General features: G+C 54.9%; 14 protein-coding genes. 10 read left to right on the plus strand and 4 right to left on the minus strand.

Going from position 1 to position 15,163, the window contains the following annotated elements:
• Nucleotides 1-16: 16 nt before the first annotated feature.
• A complete protein-coding gene (locus tag A8O29_RS22165) occupies nucleotides 17-1,414 on the minus strand; it encodes a carbohydrate porin (RefSeq protein ID WP_125353076.1) in 1,398 nt (465 codons plus the stop codon).
• A 299-nt stretch (nucleotides 1,415-1,713) separates the two neighbouring features.
• Nucleotides 1,714-2,262, minus strand: coding sequence for a helix-turn-helix domain-containing protein (locus A8O29_RS22170; protein ID WP_125353074.1), 549 nt, complete (start codon nucleotides 2,260-2,262; stop codon nucleotides 1,714-1,716).
• A gap of 104 nt (nucleotides 2,263-2,366) precedes the next feature.
• Between A8O29_RS22170 and A8O29_RS22175 the strand changes: the two genes are divergently transcribed.
• The 6 genes from A8O29_RS22175 (at nucleotide 2,367) to A8O29_RS22200 (ending at nucleotide 8,210) form a co-directional block, all read left to right on the plus strand.
• Entirely contained in the window at nucleotides 2,367-3,029 is a 663-nt protein-coding gene (locus tag A8O29_RS22175) for an AzlC family ABC transporter permease (protein WP_420853962.1), read from the plus strand.
• Nucleotides 3,029-3,352: an AzlD domain-containing protein gene (locus A8O29_RS22180; protein ID WP_125353072.1), complete on the plus strand. Its 324-nt coding sequence runs from the start codon at nucleotides 3,029-3,031 to the stop codon at nucleotides 3,350-3,352. Before A8O29_RS22175 ends, A8O29_RS22180 begins: the two co-directional genes overlap by 1 nt.
• 149 nt (nucleotides 3,353-3,501) lie before the next feature.
• Nucleotides 3,502-3,948, plus strand: a complete 447-nt coding sequence (locus A8O29_RS22185; RefSeq protein WP_125353071.1) for a PTS fructose transporter subunit IIA — start codon at nucleotides 3,502-3,504, stop codon at nucleotides 3,946-3,948.
• Nucleotides 3,949-3,960: 12 nt separating this feature from the next.
• Nucleotides 3,961-5,415 (plus strand): PTS fructose-like transporter subunit IIBC, encoded by a 1,455-nt coding sequence (locus A8O29_RS22190; RefSeq protein ID WP_125353069.1) that lies wholly within the window; start codon nucleotides 3,961-3,963, stop codon nucleotides 5,413-5,415.
• Nucleotides 5,396-6,457 carry an aminopeptidase gene (locus A8O29_RS22195; protein WP_125353067.1) on the plus strand — a complete coding sequence of 354 codons (1,062 nt, stop codon included), beginning with the start codon at nucleotides 5,396-5,398 and terminating at the stop codon, nucleotides 6,455-6,457. Before A8O29_RS22190 ends, A8O29_RS22195 begins: the two co-directional genes overlap by 20 nt.
• Before the next feature lie 7 nt (nucleotides 6,458-6,464).
• Nucleotides 6,465-8,210, plus strand: coding sequence for a putative frv operon regulatory protein (locus A8O29_RS22200; RefSeq protein WP_125353066.1), 1,746 nt, complete (start codon nucleotides 6,465-6,467; stop codon nucleotides 8,208-8,210).
• Nucleotides 8,211-8,253: 43 nt separating this feature from the next.
• Here the strand turns inward: A8O29_RS22200 and A8O29_RS22205 are convergent, their stop codons facing one another.
• Together A8O29_RS22205 and fdhD are read right to left on the minus strand one after the other, a co-directional pair.
• Nucleotides 8,254-8,466: a YdgH/BhsA/McbA family protein gene (locus A8O29_RS22205; protein ID WP_110511886.1), complete on the minus strand. Its 213-nt coding sequence runs from the start codon at nucleotides 8,464-8,466 to the stop codon at nucleotides 8,254-8,256.
• A gap of 128 nt (nucleotides 8,467-8,594) precedes the next feature.
• Nucleotides 8,595-9,380: a formate dehydrogenase accessory sulfurtransferase FdhD gene (fdhD, locus tag A8O29_RS22210; protein WP_338055842.1), complete on the minus strand. Its 786-nt coding sequence runs from the start codon at nucleotides 9,378-9,380 to the stop codon at nucleotides 8,595-8,597.
• 244 nt (nucleotides 9,381-9,624) lie between these two features.
• Here fdhD and fdnG point away from each other — a divergent pair, with 244 nt between their 5' ends.
• Genes fdnG through fdhE form a run of 4 tightly spaced genes read left to right on the plus strand, consistent with a single transcriptional unit; the run spans nucleotide 9,625 to nucleotide 15,148 of the window.
• Complete coding sequence (gene fdnG, locus A8O29_RS22215) at nucleotides 9,625-12,675, plus strand: formate dehydrogenase-N subunit alpha (RefSeq protein ID WP_125353102.1); 3,051 nt, start codon at nucleotides 9,625-9,627, stop codon at nucleotides 12,673-12,675.
• 12 nt (nucleotides 12,676-12,687) lie between these two features.
• Complete coding sequence (fdxH, locus tag A8O29_RS22220) at nucleotides 12,688-13,590, plus strand: formate dehydrogenase subunit beta (protein ID WP_110511892.1); 903 nt, start codon at nucleotides 12,688-12,690, stop codon at nucleotides 13,588-13,590.
• Complete coding sequence (gene fdoI, locus A8O29_RS22225; RefSeq protein WP_125353062.1) at nucleotides 13,587-14,222, plus strand: formate dehydrogenase cytochrome b556 subunit; 636 nt, start codon at nucleotides 13,587-13,589, stop codon at nucleotides 14,220-14,222. The genes fdxH and fdoI overlap by 4 nt, the downstream gene beginning before the upstream one ends.
• Nucleotides 14,219-15,148 carry a formate dehydrogenase accessory protein FdhE gene (fdhE, locus tag A8O29_RS22230; RefSeq protein WP_125353060.1) on the plus strand — a complete coding sequence of 310 codons (930 nt, stop codon included), beginning with the start codon at nucleotides 14,219-14,221 and terminating at the stop codon, nucleotides 15,146-15,148. The genes fdoI and fdhE overlap by 4 nt, the downstream gene beginning before the upstream one ends.
• The last annotated feature ends 15 nt before the right edge of the window (nucleotides 15,149-15,163 follow it).

The raw sequence follows: 15,163 nt of genomic DNA on the forward strand, positions 1-15,163 counted from the left end.
CTGAGCATTAATCCACTTAGAAGAAGTATTTAAAGCGCACGCGTGCACCGTAGCGATCGTCATCGCTGGAAATCTTCTCATCGCTCTGGATTTTAGACCAGTAGGTCCCCAGATAGATATTGAAGTTCTTCATATCCATCACGTTGGGAATCAAATAAGACGCATGTATGGTGTGAATATCATAGGTCCCTTCGTCGGTGATGATACAGTCTTCATCGCAAACCATGTTTTCAAAGTCGTCGATTTTATTATGGGCGTAGATATAGCCTATTTCGAAGTTTTTCCACAACGCGTTCGTTGCAGCAGTAAAATCTTCTTCATTATCGGCATCCATATACGCGGTATTAATGTTAAATGTCACACCATTTTCTGGATCGGTTTTCTTACCGTCCCAGGTCATGGTCAAACCATACCCGGTACGATCGGACTGATCGACAAAATCACCGTTGTTGTTGGTATAACCGTAGGCATTATTAATGACGTTGGATTCCATTGCCGCCGAGAATGCCAGCTCTTTCATCGGAGACCAGGAAACGACCGGACGCATATAGATAACATTTCTCTCTTTATCCATCTCGCGACCATGGTAGGTACGTCCATTTGCACTCACATTATCATTATCAGCAAACAGTGTTGCACCATCTTCAATCAGTGAATTTAATTCAAAGTACCAGTTATCAACTTGTTTACTCAGCAAGAAGTTACCACCTGAATCTGAACGTCCGCGGCCTTCTTTCATCATGTAGATATAGCCTTGGCCATCGCTATAAAGATCATTGGCTGTATTACCCGAATGCTCAACAAAGGTATCCTGATTAAGCGGGAACATATCAAATGCCTCAAAGCGGCCCACTTTCACTTTCCAGTCATTTTCCTGACCGAAATGGAAATACGCATCATCAAGGTTCATGCTGCCATACATATCAGCCAACGGCTGAACGGAGAAGCCCGCAAAACGGCCATCATCCAGCTTACGTATACCGTCGATGCCAAGCAGGATACGACCATCCATATCCCACTGTTCGGTCGTATTATCTTCGTTGAGTTTTGTCAGCGTCCCTCGTTTACTCTCCGCGTCCATATTGAATTCGACATCGCCGTAAATTCTCAGGTCGCCATAGCCGGAGAGAGATAATGCAGGGCTGGCAGCATTATTCGCGGTCTCCGTTGCCGGGGTTTCATTTTTCACCACCACGCGTTCCTGTACTTCTTTGATCTCTTTTCGGTCTGTGGTTTGCTGTGCTTTCAACACCTCGACTTGTTGCTCCGCTTTTTCAGCCCGATGTTCAGCCGAAATAAGTCGGTCTTCCAGCAGTTGAAGACGCTGTTCAACGCTGAGAGAGGTAGATTTTGCCGTAGCCGAATTCGCCACCAATAAGCATCCGATAGCAACTGCGATTGCCGTTTTTTTCATATGCATCATTCCTTGAGAAAATAATAATGCGGAAATATCTTTCCACCATGAATATATTCTTGCGATGAATAGCTTATAGTTATAATTGTTCAACTAAGAGGAATCACTTACGTGCATTCGCCTTGATTTTAAACAGGATGTCAGTAAATAAAACCAGACAGTGGATAATATGACTTAGAGAGGAAAGGTGATAATTAAAATAGGCAACAACGTGAGCGAGCTAACACCTCAATTTTTTAATTATATAATAAACAAATCAATTAAACGAAAACCGCCCTTATTATTGAGGGCGGTTATCATTAATTCTGTTCAGCAATGAGAATGGCCTGCGTATCGTCTTCCAGCGCTTTAAAAACATGCTGCTGGTCGGCGGGATAACAAATGTAATCTCCTTCGCCTAATTCTTCTGGCGCTTCCGTTAAGCCCACCATCGCCCGGCCCTGAGTGACAATAATATGCTCCACGGAACCCGGCGAATGCGGGTGAGAAATGCGGTCCGCGCCCGGCTGCGTCATCAGCAGGTAAATATCCCGACGGGCACCCGGCGGGCAGGTCGCGAGCAAAATCGCCTGATAGTTGGCCTGTTCGGCCACCACTTTGGTGCCTTCACCCCGGCGAATCACCTGCGTCGTGGGCGCCTGAGGCTCCAGCAAACGGGCAAACGGAATATCCAGCGCCACGCACAGCGACCACAGCGTTTCCAGGCTAGGATTACCGTTTCCCGCCTCAAGCTGCGAGAGCGTGGATTTCGCAATCCCGGCGCGACGAGCGATCTCTGCCAATGAAAGCCCGGTTCGCTGACGTTCGCGCACCAGACTGCGGGAGATCACGCTGATTGGCTGTGTCATACACGGCTCCATAATAATTTATATAACGAACGAATCGTTCGCCTTGAAAAACGAATCAACACTGTTCATTATAATGGAAACTCGTTCGATATGGCTAAACCTGCATGATCAAACTGTCTCTCTCCAGCCTGAAAGGCGACACCATCAAAGCCATTTTGCTGGTCTGCATCGCGGTGGGCGTGGTCGCCGTCTCGTATGGATCTCTGGCCATGTCATGGGGCTTTCCGCTGTGGGTGCCGTTGGCGTTATCCACGCTGGTGTTAGGCGGGGCCTCAGAGTTTATGTTTCTCGGGATTATCGTCAGTGGCGGCAACCCGTTTGCGGCCGCAGCGGCGGGTTTACTGGTCAACGCCCGACACATACCGTTCGGCATCGCGGTGCGAGAACTGGTGGGCACCCGCGCCACCGGCCTGCTGGGCTGCCATATCATGAACGATGAAAGCGTGGTGTTTGGTCTGTCGCAACCGACGTCGGAACAGCGCAAAGCCGCCTACTGGCTGTGCGGCTGCGGGATAGCCATCTTCTGGCCGGTCGGCGTGCTGCTGGGTAGCGGCGTCGGAAAATTGCTTCCGGCCCCGGAAACCATCGGCCTCGATGCGGTATTCCCGGCGATTCTGCTGGCGTTGGTGGTTCCGGCGCTGAAAAAGCGCACCACTTTAATCCGTGCGCTCAGCGGCGCAGCGATTTCGCTGGCGTCTGTACCCTTTACCCCGGCGGGCGTGCCGGTGCTGCTGTCACTGTTGGGCATTTTCGCGAGGAAAAAATAATGGCCGATACCCTGTGGATTATTATCGGCATCGCCATCCTTTCTGCCGGTACCTACCTGATGCGCTTCGGCGGTGCGAAGCTCGGCAATAAGCTGGCGCTTTCCGACCACTCCCAGGCGATGCTCAACGACGCAGCGACCACCTTATTGTTTGCCGTCGCGCTGGCCGCAACCTTCTTTGAAGGCAGCCATTTTGCCGGCAGTGCGCGCGTCCTCGGCGTGGCGGTGGCGGTGTTTCTCGCCTGGCGCAAAAAGCCGCTGATCGTGGTGATTGTCGCTGCCGCGGTGGTCACCGCGCTGCTTCGTTACTTCGGCCTGCATTAATCGGTAACACACTCAGGCCCCGCATCTGAGTGTGCGCCAACCCGCAAAACTTAGCGCAGTTTCTGTCACGACTGCTCGACATATTGCCCATCAGCGTTATCCCTTCTGCCCGCTACACTGAGTGTCTGTTTTTTAGACGGATTATCAGCATGGCACTTCTGACCCCCGACTGTATCAACCTGAACATAAGCGGCAATACGCCCTATTCCATTCTGAAATCGTTGGCCGATATGGCGTTCACACGCGGCTTTGTCAGCGACAAAAACCAGTTTCTGCAAACGCTGCTGCAGCGCGAAAAGCTGCATTCCACCGGCTTTGGTTCCGGCATTGCGGTGCCGCATGGCAAAAGCCGCGTCGTCAAACATCCTTTCGTCCTGTTTGCTCGCCGAGAAAATCCCGTTGACTGGCAGGCCGCCGACGGTGAACCGGTCAACGGCTGGATTTGCATCGGCGTCCCGCAGGAAGGGGAAGAAAACCAGGTGAAGATGATCGGCGCGCTGTGCCGCAAGATTATCCACGCCGACTTTATCAGCCAGCTGCAACAGGGCGACGTCAGCCAAATTCTGGCGCAGCTCAACCACACGCTCAGCGACTAACAGGAACCCGCTATGGAATCGTCATTACGCGTTGTTGCCATTACCAACTGCCCGGCGGGGATCGCGCACACCTATATGGTGGCCGAAGCGCTGGAGCAAAAAGCCCGTCAGCTCGGGCACACCATTCGGGTGGAAACGCAGGGCTCCAGTGGGGTTGAAAACCGCCTGAGCGATGCGGAAATCGATGCCGCCGATTATGTGATTCTCGCCACCGGGCGCGGGATCAGTAATGATGATCGGCTGCGTTTCGTCGGCAAAAAAGTCTTCGAAATCCCTATATCCCAGGCACTGAAAAATATCGATGCCATTTTCCCTCAATTAGCGGCCCATTCGCAGACGTTTACCGCCGACAGCAACATGAAGCTGGGCAAACAGGACGTGGCGCAGGGCAGCGTGATGAGCCATTTAATGGCGGGCGTTTCTGCCGCTCTGCCGTTTGTGATCGGCGGCGGTATCCTGGTGGCGATTGCCAATATGCTGGTGCAAATGGGCCTGCCATATACCGATATGGCCAAAGGCGCACCGTCGTTTACCTGGGTGGTCGAGTCCATCGGCTATCTCGGCTTCACCTTTATGATCCCCATTATGGGCGCGTACATCGCGTCGTCGATTGGCGATAAACCGGCCTTCGCCCCAGCATTTTTGGTGTGCTATCTGGCGAACGACAAAGCCCTGCTCGGCACGCAGTCCGGCGCGGGTTTCCTCGGCGCCGTGGTACTGGGTCTGGCCATCGGCTATTTCGTGCTGTGGTTTCGCAAGGTGCGCCTCGGCAAAGCCCTGCAACCTTTACTCGGTTCGATGCTTATCCCGTTCGTCACGCTGCTGTTGTTTGGTGTACTGACTTATTACATCGTCGGGCCGTTTATGTCCGACTTAATGAGCGGCCTGCTGCATTTCCTCAATACTATTCCGCCGTCAATGAAGCTCGGTGCGGCGTTCCTGGTCGGGGCGATGCTGGCGTTTGATATGGGCGGCCCGATCAACAAAACCGCGTGGTTCTTCTGTTTCTCGCTGCTGGAAAAACACATTTACGACTGGTACGCCATCGTGGGCGTGGTGGCGCTGATGCCGCCAATGGCCGCCGGGATCGCTACCTATATTGCGCCGAAGTTGTTCACCCAACAGGAAAAAAGTGCGGCCAGCAGTGCGATCGTGGTGGGCGCGACCGTCGCCACCGAACCGGCGATTCCGTATGCGCTCGCCGCTCCGCTACCGATGATCACCGCCAACACCCTGAGCGGCGGCATCACTGGCATGCTGGTTATCGCCTTTGGCATTCAGCGTCTGGCGCCGGGGCTTGGTGTGTTTGATCCGCTGATCGGGCTGATGTCGCCGGTCGGGTCGTTTTATCTGGTGCTGGCATGCGGCCTGGCACTCAATATCACATTGATTATTGTGCTTAAAGGCCTTTGGCTAAAGCGCAAAACGGCGAAACAGGACACTCTGCATGAACAACGAACTGCTTAAGCAACTCTGCAATGCCACCGCCGTCAGCGGTGATGAACAGGAAGTTCGCGATATTTTGCGGGCGACGCTCGAAGGCTGTGCGGATGACATCAGCTTCGATGGCCTGGGCAGTTTTATCGCTCGCAAAGGCAACCGCGGACCGAAAGTCGCGATTGTCGGTCATATGGACGAAGTCGGCTTTATGGTCAGCCACATTACCGATGACGGTTTTTTGCGCTTCGCCACCATCGGCGGGTGGTGGAGCCAGTCGATGCTCAATCATCGGGTGACTGTTCGCACCCGCGCCGGAAAACACGTGCCCGGCGTGATCGGCTCCGTGGCGCCCCATGCGCTGAGCGAAAAGCAAAAGCAGCAGCCGGTCGATTTCGATGAGATGTTTATCGATATTGGCGCCAACAGCCGTGAACAGGTGGAAAAATGCGGCGTTTGCATTGGCGACTTCATCAGCCCGGAGGCGCATTTCGCCCACTGGGGAGACGATAAAATCGTCGGAAAAGCGCTGGATAACCGTGCGGGCTGCGCGCTGATGGCGGAGCTGTTCCAGGCGGTCAATAATCCAGACATCACACTATTCGGCGTGGCGAGCGTGGAAGAGGAAGTTGGCCTTCGCGGGGCGCAGACCTCAGCCGAGCACATCAAACCGGACGTGGTCATTGTACTGGATACCGCCGTGGCGGGCGATGTGCCGGGCATCGATAGCATGAAATTTCCGCTGAAACTCGGGCACGGCCCAGCGGCAATGCTGTTCGATAAACGCTATTTCCCGAATCAGAAACTGACCGCGTTGCTGAAAGAGTGCGCCAGCCAGACCGAAAGTGACGTGCAGTTCTGCATCATGAAAACCGGTGCCACCGACGGTGGTCGCTATAACGTGATGGGGGGCGGCCGCCCGGTTCTGGCGCTGTGTCTGCCGACACGCTATTTGCACGCCAATAACGGGATGATTTCCGATAAAGATTACGACACCTTGTTTACCGTAGTGCGCACGCTTTTACAGCGGCTGAATGGTGATACCGTGGCGGCTTTGCGGGATTTCAGGTAACCACAGAATGCTTAACGACCGCCAGCTCTCCCTTTTGGAAAAACTGGAACATCAGCCCAGTTCCCTTGCTGAACTGGCGCAGCACGCTGGGGTTTCAGCGCGGACCATTTCGCGGGACATTGATTATCTGAATTTTACCCTTAGCGGACGCGCGCGGGTAACCAGTCAGGGCAGCGCAGGCATGCAGCTGGAAATTCTCGACCGAAAGCACTATTTCCAGCTGCTCCAGCGTCATGACAACGATGACCAACTGCTGGCGCTGCTGTTGCTCAACGGATTTACCACCCGTCTTCAACTGGCCGATGCGCTGGATCTTCCTGAAACATTGATTGCCGATAAACTGGTGAAACTGCGCCAGCGCTATGAAAAAGTCTTCACCATTGCCGGGCGACCCGGCGTCGGATACTTCATCGACGAGCCCGAAGCCCGGCAAATTCTGATCCTCGCAAACCTGCTTAAAAAAGATCCGTTCGTTTCGTCGCTCACTGGCTTTAACTATGCCGCCGTCGAGCGATTGACCGCCGCCATCAGTGCGATTCAGGCCTGGCCTGCCATCCATCGCGACTATGTGGTCAGCGTGGTGCTGGCGGTGTGGGCCATGCGTAATCAGCTGCGTGCCGTGGCACGGTTCGACGTGGCGCACGATGTGGCGTTATCCATTGAATCAGCGGGCTTTTATTTTAATCAGAAGATGATGGGTATTCTGCTGTCGCTGCTGGATGACCTGCAACTGCAGGCCGCTCGCGTCGATCGGCAGATGATTCAACAACTGCTGGATGATGCGTTGATCGACCATCCTGGCGGCGTGCAGGACGCGCAGCTTATTGAGGATTTATCCGGACACGTCACGCGCTGTGCCGCATCTCCGGTGTGGGTGGTGGAAAGCCGTCAGAGCAGCATGAATAACCTGAAAGCCGCGTGGCCCGTGGCGTTCGATATGAGCATTCGCTTCATTGGCCTGCTACGGGAACGGCTGGGAATTATCGTATCTGACAGCGATCTGATTGGGCTGTATTTCGCCTGCGCGCTGGAACGTCATCAAACGGAGCGGCAGCCAGTGATTTTGCTCACTGAACAAAACGCCATCGCCACCATTAACAAGCTGGCTATCGAGCGCGATGTGCCCAACTGTCGGGTACATATTGCCCGGAGTCTGTCTGGAATGATGGGCCTGCGTGACGAAATTCAGCCGGTTTGCATCATCAATAACAGCCATCTTGAACTCAACGCTAACATCGGCAATGTGCTGAATATCCGCAATATCATCACTCCGGCGGGTATCGGGCAGATTAAAGATTTCCTCGACACCGTGTTTATCCGCCAGAATCTGGATCAGCTATTCCCTGTGGATGCGGGTTTTCATGAGGAGAATCAGCCCAATGACACCTGGCTTGAGATTTGCACGCGCGTCAGCCAACGCCTGGTCAGGCAGGGAAATCTCACCGAAGAGGAAGCCTGGCGTATTTGCCAACGTGAACAGGAAGGGGAGAATTTAATCGTCAACCAACTGGCGATTCCCCATTGCTGGAGTGAAAAAGAGACGTCATTTCGCGGCTATTTCATTACGCTTTCCCGGCCTGTTGTCGTCAACCATGAGCCGGTGAGTCATCTGTTGATCGCCTGCGCCAGCGCATCTGCTCGCCATGAACTGAAAATTTTCAGCTACTTGGCCAGAACGTTGTACAAGCATTTACCGGGGAAAATTGCGGGATTAAAAAGTGCGGAAGCGTTTTTGCGGGTGCTACAGGAATAAACCTGTCCCGGGCTCATGAGGAGCCAGGAACAGTGGCTATGACTTATTTATTTAATTCAGCGGTCATGTGTACACGGTTACCGGTGAAAGCCTGGGTAATGGTGTAAGAAGATGCGCCTGCTTCCTGAGCCTGTGCGGCGATTTTCGCTTCAGCACCGTCGATGGTGGAAGAGGTGGCGGTAACTGTCTGTGCTGCGAAAGAACCGAATGATGTTGCGAGAGCGATAACTGCGACAAAAGTTTTGATGCTTTTCATGATGTAAACCCTTTCGTTAAGTTGTGTTGGTAAGGCACCGTGCCTTGATGTGATAAATAATAGCCTCACATTCACCCAACGAATAGCGGAAGGTTTTGCTTACATCATTCAAATTTATTGATCAACAATCAAGCACCCAAAAGCCGCTGAGGATGGGTATAAATCGTCGCCCTGCCCGGTTTGCAAAAGCCCACCAGCGTCAGGTTGCAGCGCTCAGCCACTTCGACCGCCAGCGTGGTGGCGGCGGAGACAGCGAACAGGATTTCTACGCCGCACATCGCGGCTTTCTGCACCATTTCATAGCTGGCCCGGCTGGAGACCAGCACCGCACCCTGGTGCCACGCATCACCTTCTCCCGCGCGTCGTCCCAGCAGTTTATCCAGCGCCACGTGGCGACCCACGTCTTCCATTCCGCCCACCAGCGTGCCGTTGGGCGTCACCCAGGCGGCCGCGTGAGTACAGCCCGTCAGGCGGCCCACCGGCTGGACATCGTTCAGGTGTTCGAGCGCAAGATCGAGATATTTGAGGCTAAATGTCTGGGTAAACGGCAGCGGAGAAATCGGGCGGCCGACATCGTCGAGCTGTTCCACGCCGCAAACGCCGCAGCCTGTGCGCCCGGCCAGCGCGCGACGGCGTTCTTTGAGCGCCATAAAACGGCGGCTGGAGAGTTCAATCTGTACTTCGAGCCCATTGCAGACCTTCAGCACTTCCATTCCGTAAATTTCCGATCGGTTTGCAATAATCCCTTCGGAGAGAGAAAAACCGATGGCAAAAAGCATCAGATCTTTCGGCGATGCCATCATCACCACATGCGAAATACCGTTGTAGACCAACGCCACGGGAACCTCTTCCGCGAGCTCATCCAGCTGAGTGTGGTGTAAATCCTGGCGCTTCCAGAGATTCACCTGACGCATTCCAGTGATATCACTCACATTACCAACCTGTTCTGATGATTTTTCGTTCACTTTACATTAACCGGATTGGAACAAACGTACACACATTGTGGTATTCTGAAAGCATATCCCTCCGGGAAAGAGGGAGATTACCCCAATTCTGAACCTTTGTGGCAACGACCGCAAAGGTAAATAACAATCCATCCCCTTAGCGGTTTAGGTATTGAGTGGCGACGGGGAAGCAATGTCGAAACAAGGAGTGACCATGCAGGTCAGCAGAAGGCAGTTCTTTAAGATCTGCGCTGGCGGTATGGCAGGCACAACGGCAGCGGCTTTGGGGTTTGCCCCAAGCGTAGCGCTGGCGGAAACGCGGCAGTATAAACTGCTGCGCACCCGTGAAACCCGTAATACCTGCACATATTGTTCTGTCGGTTGTGGGCTGTTGATGTACAGCCTGGGTGACGGAGCAAAGAACGCCAAAGCATCCATCTTCCATATCGAAGGCGACCCGGATCATCCGGTAAACCGTGGGGCGCTTTGCCCGAAAGGCGCGGGTCTGGTGGATTTCATCCACTCCGAAAGCCGTCTGAAATATCCTGAATACCGTGCACCTGGTTCCGATAAATGGCAGCAAATCAGCTGGGACGACGCGTTCAATCGCATCGCCAAACTAATGAAAGCCGATCGCGACGCCAACTTCATCGCACAAAACGCCGAAGGCACCACCGTCAACCGCTGGCTCTCCACCGGTATGCTGTGTGCGTCTGCGTCCAGTAACGAAACCGGCTATTTAACCCAGAAATTCACCCGCGCGCTCGGTATGCTCGCGGTGGACAACCAGGCACGCGTCTGACACGGACCAACGGTAGCAAGTCTTGCTCCAACATTTGGTCGCGGTGCGATGACCAACCACTGGGTGGATATTAAAAACGCCAACCTGGTCGTGGTGATGGGCGGTAACGCCGCTGAAGCGCATCCAGTAGGATTCCGCTGGGCGATGGAAGCCAAAATTCATAATGGCGCCAAACTTATCGTTATCGATCCGCGCTTTACGCGTACGGCATCGGTCGCCGATTTCTATACGCCTATTCGTTCTGGCACGGACATTACCTTCCTGTCCGGGGTAATTCTGTACCTGCTGAAAAACGAAAAAATTAACCGCGAATACACCGAGGCGTACACCAACGCCAGCCTGATCGTGCGTGAAGATTACGCGTTCGACGACGGTCTGTTCTCGGGTTACGACGCCGATGCACGCAAGTACGATAAAACCAGCTGGAACTATGAGCTGGATGAAAACGGCCACGCCAAACGCGACACCACGCTGACTCACCCGCGCTGCGTGTGGAACCTGCTGAAAGAGCACGTTTCCCGCTACACGCCGGAGATGGTTGAGAACATTTGTGGTACGCCGAAGGCAGACTTCCTGAAAGTCTGCGAGTACATCGCCGAAACCTGCGCCCACGATAAAACCGCCTCATTCCTGTATGCCCTGGGCTGGACGCAGCACTCTGTCGGCGCGCAAAACATCCGCACCATGGCGATGATCCAGCTGCTGCTCGGTAACATGGGTATGGCAGGTGGCGGCGTGAACGCCCTGCGCGGTCACTCCAACATTCAGGGCCTGACCGACCTTGGCCTGCTGTCACAGAGCCTGCCGGGCTACATGACGCTACCGAGTGAAAAACAGACTGACCTGCAAACTTACCTCACCGCCAATACGCCAAAACCGCTGCTGGAAGGCCAGGTGAACTACTGGGGTAACTATCCGAAGTTCTTCGTCTCGATGATGAAATCCTTCTACGGCGACAAAGCGACAGCGGAAAACAGCTGGGGCTTTGACTGGCTGCCGAAGTGGGACAAAGGCTACGACGTGCTGCAGTACTTCGAGATGATGTCCAAAGGCCAGGTGAACGGCTATCTCTGCCAGGGCTTTAACCCGGTGGCGTCGTTCCCGAACAAAAACAAGATTGTGGCCTCGCTGTCGAAGCTGAAGTTCCTCGTCACCATCGACCCGCTGAACACTGAAACGTCGACCTTCTGGCAGAACCACGGCGAGCAGAACGACGTTGATCCGTCAAAAATCCAGACCGAAGTGTTCCGACTGCCATCGACCTGCTTCGCCGAAGAGAACGGTTCTATCGTTAACTCCGGCCGCTGGCTGCAATGGCACTGGAAAGGCGCGGATGCCCCGGGTATCGCCAAAACAGACGGCGAAATCCTGGCCGGTATTTTCATGCGCATGCGTGAAATGTACGCCAAAGATGGCGGCCCGGCGCCTGAGCCGGTGCTCAATATGACGTGGAATTACGCCACACCAGACGAGCCCGCTTCGGAAGAAGTGGCCATGGAAAGCAACGGCAAAGCGCTGGCAGACGTTACTGACCCGGCCACCGGCGCGGTAATCGTCAAGAAAGGCCAGCTGCTCAGTTCGTTTGCGCAGCTGCGTGATGACGGTACCACTGCCAGCGGCTGCTGGATTTTCGCCGGCAGCTGGACGCCGGATGGCAACCAGATGGCGCGTCGCGATAACGCCGACCCGTCAGGCCTGGGCAATACGCTCGGCTGGGCGTGGGCGTGGCCGCTGAACCGCCGCATCCTGTATAACCGTGCTTCCGCAGACCCGCAGGGTAAACCGTGGGATCCGAAGCGTCAGCTGATCAAATGGGATGGCGCGAAATGGGGCGGCGCGGATATTCCGGACTACAGCACTGCTGCACCGGGAACTGACGTTGGGCCGTTCATCATGCAGCCGGAAGGAATGGGACGCCTGTTTGCCCTCGATAAGATGGCAGAAGGGCCGTTCCCGGAACACTACGAGCCGTTTGAAACGCCGCTCGGCACCAACCCACTGCACCCGAACGTCATTTCGAACCCGGCCGCGCGCGTGTTCAAAGACGATATGGACGCGATGGGTAAACACGATAAGTTCCCGTACGTTGGGACCACGTATCGTCTGACCGAGCACTTCCACTACTGGACCAAGCACGCGTTGCTGAATGCTATCGCGCAGCCGGAACAGTTCATCGAGATTGGTGAGAAGCTGGCGAACAGGCTCGGCATCGGCCATGGCGATACGGTGAAGGTTTCCTCCAACCGCGGCTATATCAAAGCCAAGGCGGTGGTGACCAAACGTATCCGCACGCTGAAAGTGGACGGGAAAGACGTGGATACCATCGGGATTCCGATCCACTGGGGTTATCAGGGCGTCGCGAAGAAAGGCTTTATCGCGAATACCCTGACGCCGTTTGTTGGCGATGCCAACACCCAGACGCCGGAGTTTAAATCCTTCCTCGTGAACGTGGAAAAGGTCTAGCGGAGACGACTTATGGCTTATCAATCACAAGATATTATTCGCCGTTCCGCGACTAACGGTTTCACGCCCGCGCCTCAGGCGCGGGATCATCAACAGGAAGTGGCGAAGCTCATCGACGTGACCACCTGTATCGGCTGCAAAGCCTGCCAGGTGGCCTGTTCGGAGTGGAACGATATCCGTGATGAAATCGGTCACAACGTCGGGGTGTACGACAACCCGGCGGATTTGACCGCAAAATCATGGACCGTGATGCGCTTTTCGGAAGTCGAACAGAACGACAAACTGGAATGGCTTATCCGTAAGGATGGCTGCATGCACTGTGCCGATCCGGGCTGTCTGAAGGCATGTCCGTCGGAAGGGGCTATCATTCAGTATGCGAATGGCATCGTCGACTTCCAGTCCGAGCAGTGCATCGGCTGTGGCTACTGCATCGCAGGTTGCCCGTTTGATGTGCCACGCCTGAACCCGGAAGACAATCGCGTCTACAAATGTACGCTGTGCGTAGACCGCGTCACCGTGGGCCAGGAACCCGCATGCGTGAAAACGTGCCCAACCGGCGCTATCCACTTTGGTTCTAAAGAGGATATGAAAGTGCTGGCGGGCGAGCGCGTCACCGAGCTGAAAACACGCGGTTATGACAACGCGGGTCTTTACGACCCTGCGGGCGTCGGCGGTACGCACGTGATGTACGTCCTGCATCATGCCGACAAACCGGGTCTGTATCACGGCCTGCCGGAGAACCCGGAAATCAGCCAGACCGTTAAATTCTGGAAAGGTATCTGGAAACCGCTCGCGGCAGTTGGCTTCGCTGCAACCTTTGCGGCCAGCATCTTCCACTACGTCGGGGTCGGTCCGAACCGCGCCGATGAGGAAGAGGACAATCTGCATGAAGAGAAAGACGAGGTGCGCAAATGAAACGTCGTGACACCATCGTGCGCTACACCGCGCCGGAACGCATCAACCACTGGGTCACCGCCTTCTGCTTCATTCTGGCGTCGGTGAGCGGGCTGGGCTTTTTCTTCCCGTCCTTCAACTGGCTGATGCACATTCTCGGCACGCCGCAGCTGGCGCGTATTCTGCACCCGTTCGTCGGGGTGGTGATGTTCGCTTCGTTCATCATCATGTTCTTCCGCTACTGGCATCACAACCTCATCAATCGGGACGATATCTTCTGGGCGAAGAATATCCGTAAGATTGTCGTCAATGAGGAAGTGGGTGACACAGGACGATACAATTTCGGCCAAAAGTGCGTTTTCTGGGCGGCGATTATCTTCCTGGTGCTGCTGCTGGTGAGCGGCGTGATTATCTGGCGACCATACTTCGCGCCTGCCTTCCCCATCCCGATTATCCGCATCGCGCTGATGCTGCATTCATTTGCCGCAGTGGCGTTAATTGTGGTTATTATGGTGCATATCTACGCGGCCCTTTGGGTCAAAGGCAGCATTACCGCGATGGTGGAAGGCTGGGTCACCAGCACATGGGCGAAAAAACATCACCCGCGCTGGTACCGTGAAGTCCGCCAGAAAGAGGAAAAATCGACCGAATGAGTATTCGCATAATCCCGCAAGATGAACTGGGGAGTAGCGAGAAACGCACGGCGGAAGCAATTCCGCCGTTATTATTCCCGCGACTGAAAAACCTCTATCACCGCAGAGCGGAACGTCTGCTGCAGCTGGCGCAGGACAATCCGCTTGGCGACTACCTGCGCTTTGCGGCGCTGATAGCCCACGCGCAGGAAGTGGTGCTTTACGACCATCCGCTGCAAATGGACCTGACCGCGCGCATCAAAGAAGCGGCAGATCAGGGCAAACCGCCGCTGGATATCAGCACGCTGCCGCGTGACAAGCACTGGCAGAAGCTGCTGCAATCGATGATTGCCGAGCTGAAACCTGAAATGAGTGGCCCGGCGCTGGCGGTTATCGAGAATCTCGAGAAAGCGTCAGACACTGAGCTTGAAGAGATGGCATCGGCGCTGTTCGCGTCTGACTTTTCCTCCGTCAGCAGCGATAAAGCCCCGTTCATCTGGGCGGCGCTGTCTCTCTACTGGGCGCAAATGGCGAGCCTTATTCCGGGGAAAGCCCGTGCGGAATACGGCGAACACCGTCAGTTCTGCCCGGTGTGCGGTTCAATGCCAGTGTCGAGCGTGGTGCAAATTGGTACCACCCAAGGGCTGCGCTATCTGCACTGCAACCTGTGTGAATCCGAGTGGCACGTGGTGCGCGTGAAGTGCAGCAACTGCGAGCAGAGCCGCGATTTACACTACTGGTCGCTGGATAACGAGCAGGCTTCTGTCAAAGCCGAAAGCTGTGGTGACTGCGGAACCTACCTCAAAATCCTGTATCAGGAAAAAGATCCTAACGTCGAGCCTGTGGCCGATGACCTCGCCTCACTGGTGCTGGACGCGCGCATGGAGCAAGAGGGCTTTGCCCGCAGTTCCATCAACCCGTTCCTGTTCCCGGGCGAGGGGGAGTAATTCCTGCTCTGATGA

This window comes from Scandinavium goeteborgense (assembly GCF_003935895.2).
GTDB classification, from domain to species: Bacteria; Pseudomonadota; Gammaproteobacteria; order Enterobacterales; family Enterobacteriaceae; genus Scandinavium; species Scandinavium goeteborgense.